The following is a 20149-nucleotide window of genomic DNA, read 5'->3' on the forward strand; positions in this document are numbered from 1 at the left end:
AGGTATCACGCACGGTAAACGGAAGGGAGCATGAACAATAAACCGACACTCGGGATTAGCGGTTGCCTGACCGGCGCGGCGGTGCGCTTTGACGGTGGGCATAAACGAATGGGATTCATCATGGATGAACTCGCCGAATGGGTGACATTCAAACCGGTCTGCCCGGAGATGGCTATCGGCCTGCCAACGCCTCGTCCGGCGCTAAGGCTCGTTAATACGACTGCCGGGGATACCCGATTACGCTTTAGCCTCGATCTGGATAAAGACATTACCGAGAAAATGCAGCATTTTGCCGACGGCTACCTACCCAATGCCGCCGATTTTGCCGGCTTTATTGTCTGCGCCAAATCCCCAAGCTGCGGTATGGAGCGCGTGCGGTTATATGATGAACAAGGAAATCGCGGAGCTAAAGAAGGCGTTGGCTTGTTTACCGCGGCCCTTCGAGCGCGCTATCCGTGGCTGCCGATTGAGGAAGATGGCCGGTTACACGATCCGGTTTTGCGCGAAAATTTCGTGGCGAGGGTATTTGCACTGCATGAACTCAACGCTCTACGCAATGACGGTCTGAGTCGTGGGGCGCTATTGGCGTTTCACAGCCGCTATAAACTGCATCTGCTGGCACACAGTCAGCCGGGATATCGGAAAATCGGTCCGTTTATCGCGCGTATTCATGAATGGGACGATCTGGAGGCTTTTTTTGTCGCGTACCGGGAAAAGCTGATGGCCATTTTGCAGCAGCCCGCCTCGCGCAAAAACCACACCAACGTGCTGATGCATATTCAGGGTTACTTCCGCGAGCAGCTTAACGTCCGCCAACGGGCCGAGTTACGCGATGTGATTGTGAACTACCACGCAGGGCGCCTGCCCATCCTCGCACCTTTGACGCTGCTACAGCATTATCTGGCCGAGCATCCCGACGATTATCTACTGACGCAGAAGTATTTCGCACCTTATCCCGATAGCCTGAGGTTGCGCTTAACGGCCAACTGACCCACCCTGCGCAAGCTATATCGCTGCCCAGCCTTTACTGGGCAGCCTCTCCTCCCGGCCAATTCGATGTTTTCATTGCCCGACAGGCAATTGGAGGCTATAATGCCGCCCGCTTTCACATCCGTGAAGCAGATCAATTGCCTGCTGCTGGGTCGCCTGTAGCAGGATTTATATATAGAGAGCTATCAATGTTTACTTTCAATGCAGAAGCACGTAAAGAGCAGGGTAAGGGTGCGAGCCGCCGCCTGCGCGCAGCTAACAAGTTCCCAGCTATCATTTATGGTGGCGAAGCAGCTCCGGTTGCTATCGAACTGGATCACGACAAGCTGTGGAACCTCCAGAACAACGCTGAATTCTACAGCGAAGTTCTGACCATCGTTGTTGATGGTAAAGAAGAAAAAGTTAAAGCTCAGGCTGTACAGCGTCACCCGTTCAAGCCAAAGCTGGCTCACATCGACTTCGTTCGCGCTTAATCGCAAACAAGTCAACGTGACGGAAGAACGGCTCCTTACGGAGCCGTTTTTTTTTACCTTGTTGCCGCCTCCCGCACCACCGTTTCCTTCCCTGTTGCCGAAATTTTCTCATTATTCACGCTGTCTGAAAGCGTCACTCCGCTGACCTGCGCAAAATTCCAGGCTTTGTCGGTATTTTCAAATGTGACGTGGTTAAACTGGCTATCGTGCAGGAACGTTATGTTGCTCGCCTGCACGTTACGGAACTTCACGTTACTAAACATCAGATTTTGATGGTACGCATCGCGCGAATAGGTCATTCCGTACGCTGCCGTCATCTCCTGCATCGTCATCCCATCGACCATAATGCTCTTCTTCGCAGCCGTGCCATCGACGCTCACGTCCTGCACGGTAACATCGCGGAATTGCGCCGGTTCAGCCGCAGGCGTCGTATCATTGACGTCCGCGCTGTACTTGATGGTGAAGACAAACGGCTCCTTGGCCAAATCTTTCATCGCATTATTGCGGAACACCACGTCGCGCGCGCCGCCGCCGTAGTAAGGACGACTTTTCATGCGCAGGCCAACGTCGGTGAGGTACATGACGTTATCTTCGGCGGTGATCTTTTCAATCCATGCGCCGGTATGGCTACCGGTCACTACCGCGCCATGCCCTTTACGGAAATAGTTATTGAAGATCCACGCGCCGCTTTGCGCTTTCTGACCAAAGGTTTCCACGCCTTTGCCAAAACCTGCCGCAAAGTTCATGCCGTCATCGCCGGTATCAAAGAAGTTATTGAATATCAGCCCATTCTGGCTATTGCCCAGCTCAATACCGTCGGCATTGTTGCCGTCGAAGGTTTTATGCACCAGCGCATTCATGGTGATGTTTTCCGACTCCAGCACCATCACGCCGTGGAACGCCGGGTTGAGAATGGTCAGTCCTTCGATATAGAGGTTACTGACGCCGCGCAGGGTCATCAGGCTGGAGCGGCGGTTTTTATAGGCACTATCGCGGTCCATACCCTCCGCTACCGCCAGTTCAGTTTGGTTTTTCGCCAGAATGCCGTCATCGCCAACCTTTTTGGCGTTACTGGCACGATACTGCGGCAGCGAGTTACCTAGCTCATCGGTGATAGACTCGGCTCCGCCATGCTTCACGCCGCGCGTCCAGCCGTTGCCATCGATAGTACCTTTGCCTACGATCCGAATATTACGGAATGTTCCTGCGAGCGAGCTCCCCTTATCATCTTCAGTCAGGGCGTTGATAAGCGACGGCGGACGCTTCGGCAGCGGGTTATCGGTATAAGGATAGAGATAATAGCCTTTACTCAGCGGATACTGCGCGGGGTCTTCTGAGCCGAGCAGCGTTGCGCCTTCAGCAATTTCCAGCGTCATATCGCTGTGCAGGAACAGCGCCCCGGTTTTAAATACGCCGCCCTGCACGCTAACCTTGCATCCCTGCGGATAACTGGCAATCGTACAGCTATCAATCGCTTGCTGTAAGGCAGCGGTATCGAGCGTTTTCCCATCACCCACGGCGCCGGTCGTTTTCACATCGACTACGTGAGGTTCCTGAGTGGTATGGAGAGTCACCGGCACGCTGTCAATGGACTCATTACCATCGGAATAGACCGCCCGCACGGTAAATTGATATTCGCTATCCGCCTTCAGACCATCCACGGTAAAGGTGCGCAGATCGACTCGGTGCTGCCAGTTATCGCTATCCAGCGTCTGGTAGAAGTTGTCGATATAGGGTTTGGCGGGGGAAAAACTATCCTGATTATCCCGCGCGCTGCCAAGAAGCTGCCCGCTACGGTAGACATGGTAATCCACCACCTTATCAGCCTCCGCCAGCGGTTTTTCCCACACCAGCACCACCCTGTCGTCATCGGCGGATAATACCGGTGACTGAACATTTTGTGGCGCAGCCGATGCCTCGCGCTGTGCGGCCGCACTATCATCGCAGCCGCTTGCGGCTCCTGCGAGCATGACCGTGGTTGCCAGCATAAGTCGGGAGGGTCTGAAGGTATTGTGCATATTTTATTTTTCCTCTCTGTTATTCGCGGTCGTCTGCAAATACCGCGTCCATGAGCCTCTTCCAGCAAGGTTCAGCTCTCTCTTTTAAAAATCAAAATATTTTTGCATTTAAAATGAAACGCATTTTTATTTATTTTTATAAGGAATAACTGAGAGTCAGGTCAAGATTTAACCCGTGTGAAAAATAGTCGATAGCAGAAATGAGAGTGGCGTCACCCAAAACAGGCGATAGCGCTGATAGACAAAGCCCGCTCGGTGCTGAGCGGGCTTTAGCGGTAAGTTAGCTTTTACCGGAGGTGCGGCGCTGTAGCTGGTCGCGTAGATTCGGCGGCGTACCTTTGATGGTTAAGGTATCAGTGGCCGGATCCCAGTAGATTCGTTCGCCCAGCAGCATGGCATCGAAATTAATCGTCAGCCCGCCACCGCTACCGGCAAATTTGGTCAACTGGCGCAGCGTGCTGCGGTCTGCCGGGAAACTCTCTTCCAGCTCGTAGCCTTTCTCCGCGGTAAACTCGCTGAAGCTCACTTCGCTGACGCCGGAAAGCTCCTTCGACAGTGATTCCAATTCAATCTCTTCACCTGCCTGTAGCTGTTCGTTGCAGTAGCTGTAAACCTGCTGACGCACGTTCTGGCGTTCGTTTTTATCAAGCTGGGCTTCGGCTGCAAAATCGTCCACCGCTTGCAGCAGGCCACGGTTTTGCACCTTGGCATTCAACCCTTCGCTTGCGCCGAGGAAATCCATAAAGAAATCAGCCACTTTGCGCCCAACGCGTCCTTTCAGGAAGGTCAGGTAGCGGGTTGATTCCGGGTTGGTTTCCCATTCGGTGAGGTCAATACGCGCCACGATATCCGCATGGTTGATATCCAGATAGTGGGTAGCGCTGATATCCAATTGCTCATTTACACGCATGCTATTGAGGTTGTTCAGCACCGCCACCAGCAAATATTCGACCGCCAGATAGCGGTAGTGGCAGAACAGAACGATACCGCCGTCAGCAAACGGGTATTTCGCCAGCTCATCGCGTAGACGACCAGTGGCCGCGCGGCTGAACGCGAGGAAATCTTCTTCGCCCTGGCGCTGCAACTTAAGCGCCTGCGCCAGTTCACTCTCTTCGGTAAACAGACCGTACGCTTTGTTTTTCGCGCTATACACCCGATGTAGCTCAGCCATCATTTCTTCAACCGGCGCGGTGGGCTCCAGCAACGAATCGCGCAGCACAACATCCAGGTTTTGCTCGTCGCGTTTGACGAGCTGATGCAAAGCAATCTGGTCGATATCCAGACTCATGTTAAACTCTCCTTTAAGATCGGGTGTATTCAACCACCCCCGATGCAACAGTGCAACTCGCACATTACCGCGGTGGTGGCAGTATAATGGCGAAAGGATAACGCGTTACGCTGAAAAAAAGCGGAAAAAATACTGCTGCTACGGTAATATACTGCCCTTTAATGAACGGACCGATTTCGATTTATGCCACAACAATCCCGCTATAGTGATGAACACGTCGAACAGCTGCTGAGCGAGCTCGCCAACGTACTGGAAGAACATAAGACCCCAACCGACCTGTCTTTGATGGTGCTGGGTAATATGGTCACCAACCTGATTAACAGCAGCGTAGCTCCGGCTCAACGCCAGGCTATCGCACGTTCTTTCGCCCAGGCGCTGCAGTCTTCTATTGACAGCGATCCTGCGCACTAAGGGTACAAGCAACAGTTTATGGTGACACATCGTCAGCCTTATCGAGAAAAAGTCTCCCAGATGGTTAGCTGGGGGCACTGGTTCGCCCTGTTCAACATGCTGTTGGCCATGGTGCTCGGTAGTCGCTATCTTTTTGTCGCCGACTGGCCGACGACGCTAGCAGGACGGATTTACTCCTACATCAGCCTTGTCGGGCATTTCAGCTTCCTGGTGTTCTCCACCTATCTGCTGATCTTGTTCCCCCTGACCTTTATCGTCATGTCCCAGCGCCTGATGCGCTTCCTGTCCGCCATTCTGGCGACGGCGGGCATGACTTTGCTGCTTATCGATAGCGAGGTCTTTACCCGTTTCCACCTGCACCTGAACCCGGTGGTATGGGAACTGGTAATAAACCCCGACCAGAATGAGATGGCGCGCGACTGGCAGCTGATGTTTATCAGCGTGCCGGTGATTCTCTTAGTTGAGATGCTGTTCGCCACCTGGAGCTGGCAAAAGCTGCGCAGCCTGACGCGCCGCCGCCACTACGCGCGGCCAGTCGCCTGGTTCTTTTTCGCCTCATTCATCGCTTCACACGTGATGTATATCTGGGCGGACGCCAATTTCTATCGTCCGGTGACCATGCAGCGCGCTAACCTGCCGCTGTCTTATCCAATGACGGCTCGCCGTTTTCTGGAGAAACACGGTCTGCTTGATGCTCAGGATTACCAGCGTCGCCTGATTGAACAAGGCGATCCTGAAGCGGTTTCCGTGCAATATCCGTTAAGCGATTTACGCTACCGGGATATGGGTGCCGGGAAAAATGTGCTGCTGATTACCATCGACGGGCTGAACTACTCGCGCTACGAGCAACAGATGCCGTCGCTGGCGAGCTTCGCCAATAACAACGTGAATTTCACCCAGCATATGAGTGCCGGTAACACCGCGGACAACGGCATCTTTGGTCTGTTTTACGGCATTTCTCCAGGCTATATGGATGGTGTGCTCGCCGCGCGTATGCCTGCGGCGCTAATTAGCGCCCTCAATCAACAGGGCTATCAGCTGGGTTTATTCTCCTCTGACGGCTTTACCAGCCCAATCTATCGTCAGGCGTTGCTGTCCGATTTTTCATTGCCGCCGAGCAAGTCACAGAACGATACGCAGACTGCCAGCCAGTGGATAAGCTGGCTGAATAATAATGCTCAGGATGAAAACCGCTGGTTCTCATGGGTTTCGTTTAACGGCACCACGGTCAACAACACTGAGCTCAGCGATCGCCAGTACTCCCGTGCAGCAGCTGATGTCGACACGCAGATTGGTCGCGTGTTGGATACGCTGCGTGAGTCCGGCAAGCTTAACGATACGGTGGTCATTATTACCGCAGGCCACGGCGTCGCGCTGAACAACCAGAAGAGCAATTCCGACTGGTCTCGCGCGCGACTGCAGGTTCCACTGGTCATCCATTGGCCGGGGACACCGGCGCAGCGTATCGACCTGCTGACCGACCATAAAGATATTATGACCACCCTGATGCAACGCCTGCTGCATGTCAGCACCCCGGCCAATGAGTACTCTCAGGGTCAGGATCTGTTCAGCGCCACCCGTCGGCACAATTGGGTCACAGCGGCGGATAACAGTACGCTGGCGATTACGACGCCGACCATGACTGTGGTGCTAGACCACAATGGCCACTATAAAACGTGGACCGCTGCGGGTGAGAAGGAACACGATCCAAAACCGCAGCTCAGCTTGCTGCTACAGGTGCTGACCGAGGAAAAACGCTTCATTGCTAACTGATTGATTAATTGTGAATCAGTCGACAGTTGCCCGCTTGCAATCAGCGATAAAAGCAGTAGTATTTTATCCATGCATCGGCACGTAGCGCAGCCTGGTAGCGCATCGTCATGGGGTGGCGAGGGTCGAGAGTTCAAATCTCTCCGTGCCGACCAAAAATTAACAGAAACCAGCCTTTTCGGGGCTGGTTTTTTTACGTTTGCTCATCTGTGCATCAGGACCGATATGGCACATTGATTCGCTGAAATTTTAGTCAGGATATTTTCGTAGCTGCTGTACTGCTTTTTCAAGTCCGTTAATATCGGTACTGGAGAGCAGTGGCTGAAGGGAAAGGATTTCATCTTCGTTCAGTTCATAGAGGTTTAATGCCCGTATACGCGCAACGTCCGGTTCCGCGAAGCGATATTTAATAAACCTTGCCGGATTTCCACCATATACCGCATACGCAGGAACATCTTTGGTGACAACCGCCCCTGCGGCAATAACCGCGCCCTCACCTATCGTGACGCCAGGCATTATCATGGCGCGCATACCAATCCAGCATCCATCTTTTAGCACGGTATTACCGCGCTCCCGGTAACACGCTTCAATGGACTCCGCAAAAGGGTAAAGGCTAATCCAGTCCATCCGATGAGTATGATTTCCTCCCATCAGGATAACTGCCTCGGCCGCAATACAGACAAAATTACCGATTATCAATTGGTCCACTGGCCCTAATGGCGGCCACTGCTGGCTCAACGCGCTGCCGTGCAGATAACGCACGACTGAGCGTTCAAAGCCGTGATCCCAACAGTCGCTGTAGTAGCTGCGAGTCCCTTTTATAATAATGTTTGGATTGGTGACTGTTTGGTGCAAATACTCAACTTCGGTCCAGTGTTTATCATTCATTATTTTATGTAACTCGATGAATTGAGGTTAGTTTGTCGTCATGAAGAGGTATTTTACCTTTAAAGATATTGAGCATCATATATCTGACGATTAGCCGTATTACGGTCAACGCTGTCACGTTGTACCTGATTCAATCTAGTACAGTGAAAAAAGAAGCGCTGGCATTTCTCCAGCAGAGACTTATCTTAAGGCGGTAAACTGCAAGGCATATCCTGGTGCCCTTTTATTCCTTCACCTTTTGGAAAACATCGACCCAACCGGTTGAACCAACGTGATGCACCTCAACCACGTCACCTTTAAATAACAAATAGTTGCGATCATTGCTGATGATTTTATAGCGACCAGATTTCACTTTCTCAGCAATGTCATAAATGCTGCGGCTACCCTTGTCGTCGACAAACCAGTAGCGGATGCGGTTTTGGAAGGTATCAGGGCCAACCACCAGCGTTTTGAAGCTGTACTTTGTCTCCACTGCTTTGTAAGTGCCTTCATAGCCATTGGCATAGGCGGTTGCACTACAAATAAACAGGCATAACAAAGAAAGAAGACGTTTCATAAAGTGAACCCCGGTAAAAAACTCAGTATTGCGCCATTATTTTGCTATCCGCCAGCGGCTATCAAAATGCGCCTGATACTGGCCAATAACGGCGGGTTCATCACGGATAACCAGAACATTCTCTGAGTTAGCCACCTCGGCAGATTTAGCAAAGTTAAACGAACCCGTTTCCAGCATATTGTCATCAATAATCATTAGCTTGTCATGCTGAAGGTGGTAGTGATCGTCAAGGCGAAGCTCAACGCCATTTGCCTGAGCCAGCGCGATGGCCTTCTGACTCACGCGACCTTTATTGCGCCGTTTATCAATCACCGCCCTCACCTTTACGCCGCGTTTTTCGGCACGAACTAAAGCTTCGACAATATCCTGCGCCTGAAAGGAGTAGGCCATCATATCGATCGACCGCTGGGCCTGATTGATTGACGTAAGCACCAGTGCGCGAGCAGAGCCTTCTGGAGAAAAGCCCACCTGTACCGAAGCGTGCGCCGCAGAGATAGAAGCCAACATTGTGGCTATAATTACCAATCGTTTGATCATGAGTCACTCCGCGGAATGTCCGGACAACATCGTTAATAGAACGAAGTGATAATCGCTACAATCATTCACTAACTCAATATATAGAACTATTCCTAATGCAAAATTCAGTAAAATACGATTACCATTGATGTCAGGAATGATATTCTCCTCTTGTTGCATACTGATATAAAGGATGAACAGTGAAAAACACACATAAACTTGCCGCTTCATTACTCGCCATTGCCTGTGCTTCCAGCACCGCATGGGCCGCAGAACAGCCGCTGGAAAAGGTCGCCCCTTATCCGCAGGCACAGAAAGGCATGAAGCGTCAGGTCATTCAGTTGCCGGTACAGAAAGATGAATCTACCTATAAGGTAGAGTTATTGATTGGTCAGACGCTGGACGTCGACTGCAACCACCATCGCCTGGGCGCTAAGCTGGAAAGCAAGACGCTGGAAGGCTGGGGTTACGACTACTACGTCGTTGAGAAAGTCAGTGGGCCAATGTCCACCATGATGGCTTGTCCTAACCAGAAGAAAACCAAGCAATTTGTTAGCGCAACGCTGGGTGATGATGGCATGCTGCGTTACAACAGCAAACTGCCAATCGTGGTCTATACCCCGGATAACGTCGACGTGAAATATCGCGTGTGGCAAGCACAGGAAACCGTGCAGGATGCCGTTGTGCGTTAATCGCAAAATCCAGAGCCCTTCCCCTGGAATTTAGAAACAAAAAACCGGCCCGCAGGCCGGTTTTTTTATGCCATAAACTTACAGCGCAATATCCGCGACTTCTTTCACTTCGAGCGGCTTCGCTGGGACCTGCACCGCCGGGACCGGATCGGCCTCACGCGCAACTTCATGATGCAGCCCCAGTATTTCACTGGTGTAAGCCAGCGTTTTGTCGATTAAATGCGGATTCTCGGTGAGCGTCGAGCCATAAGTAGGCACTACGGCGCGGATTTTCTCCTGCCATTCGGCGGTCTGCATTTTGTCTTTAAACACTTTTTCCAGCAGATCCAGCATGATCGGCGCCGCCGTTGATGCGCCTGGAGATGCCCCTAGCAGCGCGGCAACGGTGCCTTCATCATCACTCACTACTTCGGTGCCCAGACGCAGGACGCCGCCAATACGCGCATCACGTTTGATAATCTGCACGCGCTGGCCCGCCTGCCATAGGCGCCAGTCCTGTTTTTTCGCCATTGGATAGTAAGCACGCAGCGCCGCATGACGATCTTTGTCTTTTTGCAGCACCTGACCTACCAGATATTTGACCAGGTCAAAGTTATCCAGCCCCACGTTGAGCATCGGCAGAATATTTGATTTGTTAGTGGATGCCAGTAGATCCCACAGCGACCCATTTTTCAGGAAACGGGTTGAGAAGGTGGCAAACGGCCCAAACAGCACCACACGCTTCCCGTCAATGATACGGGTATCGATATGCGGCACCGACATCGGCGGTGCACCAACCGAAGCCTGGCCGTAGACTTTGGCCAGGTGGTGATTGACCACCTCAGGGTTGTCGCACACCAGGAACTGGCCGCCAACCGGGAAGCCCGCATACTCTTTGGCCTGTGGGATTTTGGTCTGCTGCATCAGCTTCAGCGCTGCACCACCGGCACCAATAAAGATGAATTTCGCTTTGATGGTGCGTTTTTCGTGGCTGTTGTTGGCATCAGAAACCGTGACGTTCCAGCTGTTATCCGCATTGCGACGGAAACGGCGGACCACGGTGTTGAGCTGCAACGTGAAGCGGTCGTGTGTTTTGAGCGCGTTAATCATCTGGCGGGTGATCTCGCCATAGTTAACGTCGGTGCCTGCTTCAGTACGGGTGGCGGCAATTTTCTGCTGCGGATCGCGCCCTTCCATCACCAGCGGCGCCCACTGTTTAATCTGTTCGTGGTCTTCAGAGTAGCGCATACCGTTAAACAGCGGGCTCTTTTGCAACGCACGATAACGCGCGCGCAGGAAGTTAACGTTGTCATCGCCCCACACAAAACTCATGTGTGGCACGGTGTTGATAAAGCTTTTCGGCTGCGTCAGCACGCCGCGGGTCACCTGGTGCGCCCAGAACTGACGGGAAATCTGGAAGGCTTCGTTAATATCAATGGCTTTTTCAATGCTGACCGAGCCATCGGCTTTTTGCGGGGTATAGTTGAGTTCCATCAACGCCGAGTGGCCGGTCCCAGCGTTGTTCCAGCCGTTAGAGCTCTCTTCTGCCACGCTCTCCATCTGCTCAACCATGGTAATCGACCAGTCTGGCTCAAGCTCCTGCAGCCATGTACCCAGCGTGGCGCTCATGATTCCGCCACCGATCAGCAATACATCTGTCTCGTGCACCTCACGAGTCTTCGCCTTAGTCGCCACAGAAACCGTCTCGGTACCCGAGTTCTGTGCGTTGGGTACAGCTTTGTTTTTTTTCATCGTAGGGGGCCTTACTTGACTTGCGATTTGTTACATGCAGGTAAAAACATCCGTACGGTTACGTTACCACCAGGCGGGTTGAATTTAAATATTGTTTAAAATTTAAGTTGAGTTTTGAGATCTGTTATTAAAATGTTTAATAAATGTGTACAGAAAATGAGATTTGGTACTGGTAGAGTGTGACGGGAAGCGGTATTATTCTCCCCTTTGTGATGGTACGCACGGAAGCAGTGGCTTATGGAAAACCGGCCATCGATAACCTGCGAATAACCTATGTCAAACTCCTCTCCTGGCAGTTCCTTCGTTACAATTTTACAATCGCCTACTCTGTTGACCCGTGAAGTACTGGCTGGCGTCATTACCGCCCTTGCGCTGATCCCGGAAGTTATTTCGTTTTCAGTGATTGCTGGCGTCGACCCCAAAGTCAGCCTGATTGCTTCGGTGGTGTTATGCCTGTCGATGTCGTTTCTCGGCGGCCGCCCGGCGATGGTCACTGCGGCAGCCGGTTCGGTGGCATTGGTTATCGGACCAATGGTACACCAGCACGGGGTGGCATACATTTTGCCAGCCGTGGTAATGGCAGGGTTGATTCAAATACTATTTGCGCTGTGCGGCATGGCAAAACTGATGCGCTTTATCCCCGCATCGGTAATGAGCGGTTTTGTGAACGCGCTGGGTATCCTCATCTTCTTCGCCCAGGTGCCCCACTTCTGGAGCCGCAGCCCGCTTATCGTCGCGCTCTTTGCCGCCACTATTTTGATTGTGCTGTGGCTGCCAAAGGTCGTGAAAAGTATCCCTTCGCCGCTGGTTGCGGTGGTTTTATTAACGCTCTATACCGCGACCAGCGGGCAAATTCTCCCGACCGTTGGCGACGAAGGTTCCATGGCAGGCGGTCTACCGGGGTTCACCCAGTGGTTGGTGCCGTTTAACCTCGATACGCTGCAGATTATCTGGCCATGCGCGCTGAGCATTGCTTTTGTCGGGCTGATGGAGTCACTACTCACCGCCAAACTGGTGGATGATTTGACCCACACGCCGTCAAACAAAACCCGCGAAAGCGCCGGCCTGGGCATCGCCAATATCCTGGCGGGCTGCTACGGCGGTATCGCGGGCTGCGCGATGATTGGTCAAACCATCGTTAACGTTGAGATGGGCAAAGGCCGCAGCCGTATTTCCACCCTCGCCGCCGCGCTGGTGCTGCTGTTGCTGGTAACTGCGTTAAGTGAAGTGATGGCGATGATCCCAATGTCGGTACTGGCGGGGATTATGGTGATTGTGGCGTTTAAGACCTTTAGCTGGCAGAGCCTCCAGCCCGCGACGCTTAAACGCACGCCGTGGCCGGAAACGCTGGTGATGATAGTGACCGTCGCCGCGACGGTCAGCACCGGTAATCTGGCCATCGGCGTACTGGCAGGGATCGTGATGATGCTGTTGGTACCCGCCCGTTTGAAGCAGCGGGCAAAGCTTAAAGCAGAAACACCGTCGCCAGTCCGAGAAAAATAAAGAAGCCCCCGGTGTCGGTGATCGCGGTGATCATCACGCTTGAGCCGACCGCCGGGTCGCGGCCAAACTTGACCATGATCATCGGGATCAGCACCCCCATGACCGAAGCCACCAGCAGGTTTAAGATCATCGCCAGCGACATCACCGCGCCCAGATGCATGTCGTCATACAAGAACCAGGTCACGCCGCCCATAATCCCACCCCAGACGACGCCGTTAATCAGCGCTACGCCCATTTCACGCAGGATCAAGAACGAGAAGTTACCCGGCTGAATGTGCTGCAACGCCAGCGCACGTACAATCATGGTGATGGTCTGGTTGCCGGTGTTACCGCCAATTCCCGCGACGATAGGCATCAGCGAAGCCAGCGCCACCAGTTGCGAAATAGTGTGTTCAAAACCGTCGATCACTCGCGAGGCGATAAATGCAGTGCAGAGGTTAATAGCCAGCCACGCCCAACGCGTTTTCACCGCTTTCATCACCGGAGCATAGACATCTTCATCACTGCTCAAGCCCCCCATCCGACGTAAATCGCTGTCGGTCTCTTCATAAACCACATCAACGATCTCATCGATGGTCAAACGTCCCATCAGCTTACCCTGAGTATCAATGACCGCGGCGCTGATCAGGTTGTCACGTTCGAAGGTACGCGCAACGCTCTCCGACTTCTCCTCCGGATGGAAAGCTACCGGATCCGCTTCCATCACCTCATGCACGAGGCGATCGGCCGGATTAAGCAGAATCGTTTTCAGCTCCAGTTCACCAATCAGCGTTTGGTCGCGCTTGATAACGAACAGCTTATCGGTGTTCTCCGGCATTTTGCCCAGCCGACGCAGGAAACGCTGCACCGAAGCCAGCGTGACGTCGGGCCGAATGGTGATCACCTCAAACTCCATGATCGAACCGACACAGTCGTGGGCATAGTTCATCACCTGACGCACGCGCGCGCGTTCTTCAGGCGTCATGGAGGCCAGCAGGCGTCCGGTTAGATCGCGCGGCAGGTGCTGAACGAGGTAGATCTGTTCGTCAATATCCAGCGTTTGCAGTGCATCGAGCAACGCCCGGTCGCTCATATCTTCGATGAGGTCGTCCCAGACGTTCTCCGATGCTTCCAGCAACACCTTCCCGCGACGATCGTCTTCGATCATGTTCCACAGGGCATGACGCTCTTCTGACGGCAACGCTTCCAGGGTGTCGGCGAGATCCGGCGGCTGAAGGTGGGCCACCAGCATGCCGACCTCCGCAAGATCGTCAGCCAGCGTGCTTTCATCATACTGCTCGGCGAGCGTCAGTTTGCCCAGTAGCGCTGAGGTAATGGCCTTATCGGTGGTGAGCAACCAGATAAGGCGCATACGCTCTTCATCGCGCAGCCGGGCGCTGTTCTTCTTCAACAGAGACATGAATAATCCTTATTCGTGAAGGTTCGCCCAATCGAATGACTGGGCGCTCTAAGCATAGCGCGGGGTGATGTAAAAAAGGTTAAACCGGCCGCTCAAGCGTTGAAAAAAACAGCAGAGCGGCCAAAAAATCAGGCAGTACGAGCCACAGCATCTCGTGAGGCGCGTTCACGCTCTTCACCCACCAGCTCACTGAGCTGGCCGTTGCGCATCTCCAGCAGGCGGTCCGCATGCACGAAGTAGTGGTCATCATGGCTGATGGCGAAAATGGTTTTGCCCATTTGCTGCATCAGCGGCAGTAACACCTGATAAAACTCGCGACGGAAGTGCGGATCCTGATCGGCGGCCCATTCATCCAGCATGATGATATCTCGCTCTTCCGCCAACGCCAGCAGCAACGCCACACGCTTCTTCTGTCCCTTGGATAATTTCAGGTCCAGAATGCGGCCGTTTTCAAGTTTAACCTTATGGGTCATCTGCAGCTGCGTCAGCCATTTATCGACCAATTGAGGATTAGCCTGTTGACCATCCGGTCCCAGTAAATGCTCAAACAGCCAGACATCGGTAAACACCGCCGAGAACAGCTTGCGGTAATCCTCCGGTTTTTCCGCTGCCAGCGGTTGACCATCGAGAAGAATTTGTCCCGAAACCGGCTGATAAAGCCCGGTCAGTAGCATTGCCAGCGTGGATTTACCGCTCCCGTTGCCGCCAATCAGGAACACCAGTTCACCGCGTTTTAGCGTCAGATTCAGCGGGCCAACGGCAAACGTGTTGTCTTCATAGTGGAAGGTCACATCGCGCAGCTCAAGGGTCTGCCAGTTCGGATGTGCCACCGGCTGCGGGAAGGCTTCCTGATACGGCGCCAGCGAGAATTTATTCAGCTTGTTGAACGCCACCTGTGCGCTTAACAGCGTCGGCAGTGCGCCCACCGCCGACAGCAGCGGCGTACGCAGGAACAACAGCGTCAATGAATAGGTGGCGGCGACGTTGGTATCCGCCCAGCCCAGACCGTTAGCCATCCAGAACACCAGGCCAATGGCGCCAAGCATCATAATATTCGACCAGTTGACCGCGCTCAGGTGGAAGGTATCCGCCCGCACAATATGGTGACGATAGGCTTTCGCATCCGGCGTGAACTGTTGTTCAAACACGTACTCCGCGCGTTCGCGGTTAAGCGTCAGCTCTTTGCGCCCTTCCAGCACCGTCTGGTAGTCGTTGTACAGCCGGTCTTCGGTTTCACGCAGCGTCGCCATATGTTTGTAGACGCGCGCCACCAGCAGGAAACCGCCCCAAATGGTCAGCGCCACCCACAGCGCGGTGATCAGCAGCATTTTGGTCGACAACACCGCCAGATAGGCGGCAGAACCGAAGGTCAGAATAATCCCCTGCACCAGTTCAGGCAGGCGCACAAAGGCGATGGTGATAGCCCGAATGTCGCTGGTCAGCCCCGCCAGCAAAGAAGCGCTGCCAAGCTTTTCTACCCGCTCAATCTGCGTATCGAGGATACGTTTGATAAATTCGCGGCGCAGCCGATAAACAAAGTGATGTCCTAGCGTCGTCAATGCCAGCTGAGAACCGAGCGTGACCGCCATCAGCAGTAGCAACAGACCAAGAAATTCCGGCAGTACGGTGAAAGTGGTATCTGACGTCTCAATCAGACGGACGTTGATGAAGGCGATAAGCCCGATACCCAGCGCTGCGCTGAGCAGGCTCAGGGCCATCACGCCAATAAAAGGCCAGCGGTATTGACGCCAGACGAGTAACAGAAGTTCCATAGCAGCAACCAGGCAAGAAAAAACAGCCCGCAGTGTAAACTGCTCAGAGGTTACATCAAGAATAATTCTTATTTTTATTCGTTATCAGGTGGCACAACGAAAGGTCAGATTATAGCGCCAGGGGCCAACCTGTGGATGGTTTCCCGCCTTAAGCGGTAGGACCGCGTGATAAAATAGCCGAGATTCGCCGCCCCACACCACCACATCACCGTGCTCAAGCCACACGCGCTGTAGCGGATCGGTACGTTTCAAACCACCAAACTGGAAGGTGGCGGGCAAACCGAGTGAGACGGAAACAATCGGCGCATCCAGTAATGCTTCATCTTTATCCTGATGAAGCGACAGCTTTGCACCGGGTTGATAGCGGTTAATCAGGCAGGCATCAGGGTTAAACACCGGATAGCCCGCGCGGGCAGCGGCGCTCTGCGCCAGCCTGCGAAAACACTCCGGCATCGCAGGCCACGGCTCGCCTGTCAGCGGATCAACGGCAGCGTAGCAGTAGCCGTGACGGTCTGTACTCCAGCCATATGGACCGCAGTTGGTCATCGCCACGGACATCGTGTAACCGCCCGGGGTCACCATCTGGCGAAAAGGAGAAATAGCCGCCACCTGTTCGATTGCAGCCAACAGCACCGCGCTTTGTTCACGCGCCTGGCGGCGAAGAATCACCGCGCCGGGCGCCAGCGGCTCAGACCACGGCGATTCATCAGCAAACAGATCCAGCATCAGCGCTCCTTTTCACGTTGCAAGAGTGCCGCTTTCCGCGCCACGCCCCAGCGGTAGCCAGAAAGCGAACCATCGCCGCGCACAACCCGGTGACAAGGCACCAGGATAGCCAGCCGGTTTGCCGCGCAGGCGCTAGCGACCGCCCGCACCGCTTGCGGATTACCAATACTCTGCGCCACCTGCTGGTAGCTGCGTGTTTCACCCACGGGTATAGCGCGCAGCGCCTGCCATACCAGCTGTTGAAACGCGGTGCCGCGAATATCTAAAGGTAAAGATAACGCTGTCGTCGGTTGATTGAGACTGGCGACAACAGCGGCAATGTGTTGGCTAAAGGCGGCATCAGCCGGCAGAAAACGCGCGGCGGGGAAGCTGCGCTGTAATTCATCGATCAAGGCAGGCTCATCATCACCCAACAGCACCGCACAAATTCCGCGCTCGCTTATCGCCACCAGGCAGCGCCCCAGTGAGCACTCACCTGTCGCATAGTGTATCTCTGTCGCCTTTCCACCCTGCCGATAGGTTTTCGCGCTCATACCGAGCATCTCATCCGCGTGCCGATAATAGCTGCTGCTGGTTGGAAATCCGGCCGCCAGTACCGCCTGGGTAACGGTTTCATCTTCACTTAATGATTCACGTAACCGGCGCGCTCGCCAGGCCTGCTGCCAGGCTTTCGGCGTCATGCCAGTGACCGATTTAAACATCCGATGAAAATGATACGGGCTGACCGCCACTGCCTGCGCGAGCGCATCCAGCGTGATGGGCGATTCCTGCTCCAGCAATCGACAGGCATAGGCGACTTTGTCGATTTTCTGCTGTTCAGGCGCCAGCGCGTTGGGCTGGCAGCGTTTGCACGGGCGAAATCCCGCGGCCTGCGCCGCATCGGCATCCGGATAAAAACGGACATTGTGCCGCAGCGCGTGGCGGGCACGGCAGGATGGACGACAAAAAATACCGGTAGTCTGTACGGCAAAAAAAAACTGGCCGTCAGCCTCGGCATCGCGATTGAGCACCGCTTGCCAGCGATCCTCGTCGGTATGTAATGTATGAGATGTCATAACGGGCTCCTCCCTTGAGTGTAACCATCACTGTGCCCAAAGGGAGGAATTAAAAAACCCGCAATCTTGCTTTTTAATTTTTCCCGCTGACCAGGAAGGCCTCGAACTGCGGCGACATCCAGGTGGTGAAGCCATCGCCTTCTTTCATAATCATGTACACCGCCAGCCCCTGCTCACGAACAACCTGCTGGGCTTTTTGCGGGCCAAGCACCATTAAACCGGTATCCCAGCCATCGGCTTCCAGCGCGGTTGGCGCAATCACGGTGACTGAGACCAGTTTATGGGTGATGGGCCTCCCGGTTTGCGGATCGATAACGTGAGAGATCCGCTGGCCGTCCAGCTCATAGTAGTTACGATAGCTGCCGGATGTACTGATACCGTGGCCATTAATATCCACAATGGCCTGTACCGCATTTTCCCGGTCCGTCGGTTTTTGAATTGCTACTCGCCACGGCTGACCATCGGCATTCATACCGCGGCTTACCAATGCGCCGCCCACCGAAACCAGGTAACGAGAGATCCCCTCTTCGGTCATTAAGCGCGCCAGATGATCGGCGGCATAGCCCTCACCGACGGTGGAAAGATCAACGAACAGGTCGGGGATCGATTTTTGCAGATACTGTCTGCCCGAGCGGTTGATAACGGAGAGAAAAGCCAGCCCGGTACGGGCTTTGGCGGCGTCAATTTGCGCCTGAGTCGGCGTTTTGACCGGCTGTTTATCCGGACCAAAACCCCATAAATTGACCAGTGGGCCAACGGTAATGTCCATGGCGCCCTGGGTTTTGTAGCCGATGCGCAGCGACTCCGTGACAATATCCGCCATCGCTTCGCTGACCGGCCACGAGGTCAGGCTATTTGAATGGTTAAAACGCATCAGCGCCGAGTCGTTTTTCCAGGTCGACAGCAGCTGATCGTCGCCATCCAGCAACTTTTGCACCTTCTGTCGTAACTCTTCAGCCTGCGTTTTATCAACACCCACCACGCTGACGCGCCAGAAAGTGCCCATAGTTTTGCCTTCAAGCACCGTCGCCGCAGCTTTTGGCGCGACGGGAGTGCTGGCGTTATCGCAGCCCGTCAGCAGTAAAACGACGCTCACCAGCGCCATGCGTAAAAATGTCATTTCCATCCGTTATTACCCTCCTGCAAACGGCGCAAGAGTACACTAATTGGTTTAATTTCGGCACAAAAAAAGGGGCCATATGGCCCCTTTTCGCGGTGTTAACAGTATTAGAACTGGTAAACCATACCCAGTGCAACGATGTTGTCGGTAGAGATACCGGCTGCAGTGGTGAAGTCGTTTTTGTCCAGCAGGTTGATTTTGTAATCAACATAGGTAGACATGTTTTTGTTGAAGTAGTAAGTCGCGCCTACATCAACATATTTCAGCAGATCCTGGTCGCCGAAGTCACGAACACCGTTGTTGATGTTTTTGCCTTTGGACTGCAGGTAAGCGATGGATGGACGCAGACCGAAGTCGAACTGGTACTGTGCAACCACTTCGAAGTTCTGAGCTTTGTCAGCATAGCCGTAAACGCCAGCGTTCGGGGAACCACCGAAACGAGTTGCGTTGTAGGTCTGGGTGTACTGAGTCGCCAGGTAGATGTTGTTTGCGTCGTATTTCAGACCACCGGAGTAGGTTTCAGCACGATCGCCGCTACCGTAGATTTTGCTGGTATCGCCAGTCAGATCACCATCTTCATCACGGATTGCAAACGCGCTGTTGTTCTGCTCAGTGGTACGTTTGGAGGAAGAGATTGCACCACCAACGCTGAAGCCTGCACCGATATCATAAGTGATGGAACCGCCGAAGCCGTCACCGTTCTGTTTCAGAGCCTGACGACCGTTAGCCGTTGAGCCTTCACCAGAAACGCTGCCGTTTTTACCCTGATACTGCAGAGCAAAGTTCAGACCATCAACCAGACCGAAGAAGTCGGTGTTACGGTAGGTAGCAACGCCGTTAGCACGGGATTGCATGAAGTTGTCGGAACCGTAGGTGTCGCCGCCGAATTCTGGCAGAACGTCGGTCCAGGAAGTTACGTCGTAAACAACGCCGTAGTTACGACCGTAGTCGAAAGAACCTGCGTCAGCAACGCGGATACCTGCGAAGCCCACACGAGTCCACGCCTGGTCAGAAGAACCTTCGGTGTTGTTCGCCTGAACGTTGTATTCCCACTGGCCGTAACCGGTCAGCTGATCGTTAACCTGAGTTTCGCCTTTGAAGCCCAGACGAACGTAGGACTGGTCACCGTCGTTGCCGTTGTCACTAGAGAAATAGTGCAGGCCGTCGACTTTACCGTACAGATCTAATTTGTTGCCATCTTTGTTATAAATTTCAGCCGCATTTGGGTAATGACTCCAACT

The 20149-nt window shown here is 53.7% G+C and carries 18 protein-coding genes and 1 tRNA gene; 7 read left to right on the top strand and 12 right to left on the bottom strand.

What is annotated here, in order from left to right; all coding sequences use genetic code 11:
- Positions 1-30 precede the first annotated feature (30 nt).
- Together LZ634_RS09140 and rplY are read left to right on the top strand one after the other, a co-directional pair.
- Positions 31-990 carry a YbgA family protein gene (locus LZ634_RS09140; protein ID WP_234504199.1) on the top strand — a complete coding sequence of 320 codons (960 nt, stop codon included), beginning with the start codon at positions 31-33 and terminating at the stop codon, positions 988-990.
- Between the two features lie 188 nt (positions 991-1178).
- Positions 1179-1463: a 50S ribosomal protein L25 gene (rplY, locus tag LZ634_RS09145; RefSeq protein ID WP_061279436.1), complete on the top strand. Its 285-nt coding sequence runs from the start codon at positions 1179-1181 to the stop codon at positions 1461-1463.
- A gap of 53 nt (positions 1464-1516) precedes the next feature.
- On the opposite strand, the gene LZ634_RS09150 is transcribed toward rplY, so the two are convergent.
- Entirely contained in the window at positions 1517-3481 is a 1965-nt protein-coding gene (locus tag LZ634_RS09150) for a glycosyl hydrolase family 28 protein (RefSeq protein ID WP_234504202.1), read from the bottom strand.
- Positions 3482-3761: 280 nt separating this feature from the next.
- Positions 3762-4769 (bottom strand): nucleoid-associated protein YejK, encoded by a 1008-nt coding sequence (yejK, locus tag LZ634_RS09155; RefSeq protein WP_234504206.1) that lies wholly within the window; start codon positions 4767-4769, stop codon positions 3762-3764.
- Between the two features lie 183 nt (positions 4770-4952).
- Here yejK and LZ634_RS09160 point away from each other — a divergent pair, with 183 nt between their 5' ends.
- The 3 genes from LZ634_RS09160 (at position 4953) to LZ634_RS09170 (ending at position 7105) form a co-directional block, all read left to right on the top strand.
- Positions 4953-5180: a YejL family protein gene (locus tag LZ634_RS09160; RefSeq protein WP_234504208.1), complete on the top strand. Its 228-nt coding sequence runs from the start codon at positions 4953-4955 to the stop codon at positions 5178-5180.
- Positions 5181-5198: 18 nt separating this feature from the next.
- Positions 5199-6953, top strand: coding sequence for an LPS biosynthesis-modulating metalloenzyme YejM (gene yejM / locus LZ634_RS09165; protein ID WP_234504210.1), 1755 nt, complete (start codon positions 5199-5201; stop codon positions 6951-6953).
- A gap of 75 nt (positions 6954-7028) precedes the next feature.
- Positions 7029-7105, top strand: a tRNA-Pro gene (locus LZ634_RS09170).
- A 94-nt stretch (positions 7106-7199) separates the two neighbouring features.
- Here the strand turns inward: LZ634_RS09170 and LZ634_RS09175 are convergent.
- The 3 genes from LZ634_RS09175 to LZ634_RS09185 all read right to left on the bottom strand — a co-directional run bounded on the left by LZ634_RS09175 (position 7200) and on the right by LZ634_RS09185 (position 8931).
- Positions 7200-7838: a CatB-related O-acetyltransferase gene (locus LZ634_RS09175; protein WP_234504213.1), complete on the bottom strand. Its 639-nt coding sequence runs from the start codon at positions 7836-7838 to the stop codon at positions 7200-7202.
- Positions 7839-8061: 223 nt separating this feature from the next.
- A complete protein-coding gene (locus LZ634_RS09180; RefSeq protein WP_234504215.1) occupies positions 8062-8394 on the bottom strand; it encodes a hypothetical protein in 333 nt (110 codons plus the stop codon).
- A gap of 36 nt (positions 8395-8430) precedes the next feature.
- Entirely contained in the window at positions 8431-8931 is a 501-nt protein-coding gene (locus LZ634_RS09185; RefSeq protein WP_234504217.1) for a phospholipase D family protein, read from the bottom strand.
- A 179-nt stretch (positions 8932-9110) separates the two neighbouring features.
- Here LZ634_RS09185 and eco point away from each other — a divergent pair, with 179 nt between their 5' ends.
- Entirely contained in the window at positions 9111-9602 is a 492-nt protein-coding gene (eco, locus tag LZ634_RS09190) for a serine protease inhibitor ecotin (RefSeq protein ID WP_234504219.1), read from the top strand.
- 78 nt (positions 9603-9680) lie between these two features.
- Here the strand turns inward: eco and mqo are convergent, their stop codons facing one another.
- Complete coding sequence (mqo, locus tag LZ634_RS09195) at positions 9681-11333, bottom strand: malate dehydrogenase (quinone) (protein WP_234504222.1); 1653 nt, start codon at positions 11331-11333, stop codon at positions 9681-9683.
- A gap of 273 nt (positions 11334-11606) precedes the next feature.
- Here mqo and LZ634_RS09200 point away from each other — a divergent pair, with 273 nt between their 5' ends.
- Positions 11607-12836 carry a SulP family inorganic anion transporter gene (locus LZ634_RS09200; RefSeq protein WP_234504226.1) on the top strand — a complete coding sequence of 410 codons (1230 nt, stop codon included), beginning with the start codon at positions 11607-11609 and terminating at the stop codon, positions 12834-12836.
- On the opposite strand, the gene mgtE is transcribed toward LZ634_RS09200, so the two are convergent.
- From mgtE to ompC, 6 genes are all read right to left on the bottom strand, one after another.
- A complete protein-coding gene (gene mgtE / locus LZ634_RS09205; RefSeq protein ID WP_234504229.1) occupies positions 12799-14235 on the bottom strand; it encodes a magnesium transporter in 1437 nt (478 codons plus the stop codon). The two genes, LZ634_RS09200 and mgtE, sit on opposite strands and share 38 nt — an antisense overlap.
- A 128-nt stretch (positions 14236-14363) precedes the next feature.
- Complete coding sequence (locus LZ634_RS09210) at positions 14364-16007, bottom strand: multidrug ABC transporter permease/ATP-binding protein (RefSeq protein ID WP_234504232.1); 1644 nt, start codon at positions 16005-16007, stop codon at positions 14364-14366.
- Positions 16008-16091: 84 nt separating this feature from the next.
- Positions 16092-16733, bottom strand: coding sequence for a DNA oxidative demethylase AlkB (gene alkB / locus LZ634_RS09215; RefSeq protein WP_234504235.1), 642 nt, complete (start codon positions 16731-16733; stop codon positions 16092-16094).
- Entirely contained in the window at positions 16733-17788 is a 1056-nt protein-coding gene (gene ada / locus LZ634_RS09220) for a bifunctional DNA-binding transcriptional regulator/O6-methylguanine-DNA methyltransferase Ada (RefSeq protein WP_234504238.1), read from the bottom strand. The genes alkB and ada overlap by 1 nt, the downstream gene beginning before the upstream one ends.
- 73 nt (positions 17789-17861) lie before the next feature.
- Positions 17862-18914, bottom strand: a complete 1053-nt coding sequence (gene apbE, locus LZ634_RS09225; RefSeq protein ID WP_234504241.1) for an FAD:protein FMN transferase ApbE — start codon at positions 18912-18914, stop codon at positions 17862-17864.
- A 101-nt stretch (positions 18915-19015) separates the two neighbouring features.
- On the bottom strand, positions 19016-20119 hold the full coding sequence (gene ompC / locus LZ634_RS09230; RefSeq protein WP_414467735.1) for a porin OmpC: 1104 nt from the start codon (positions 20117-20119) through the stop codon (positions 19016-19018).
- Positions 20120-20149 lie beyond the last annotated feature (30 nt).

This window comes from Kluyvera intermedia, assembly GCF_021440345.1.
GTDB lineage: Bacteria > Pseudomonadota > Gammaproteobacteria > Enterobacterales > Enterobacteriaceae > Kluyvera > Kluyvera intermedia_A.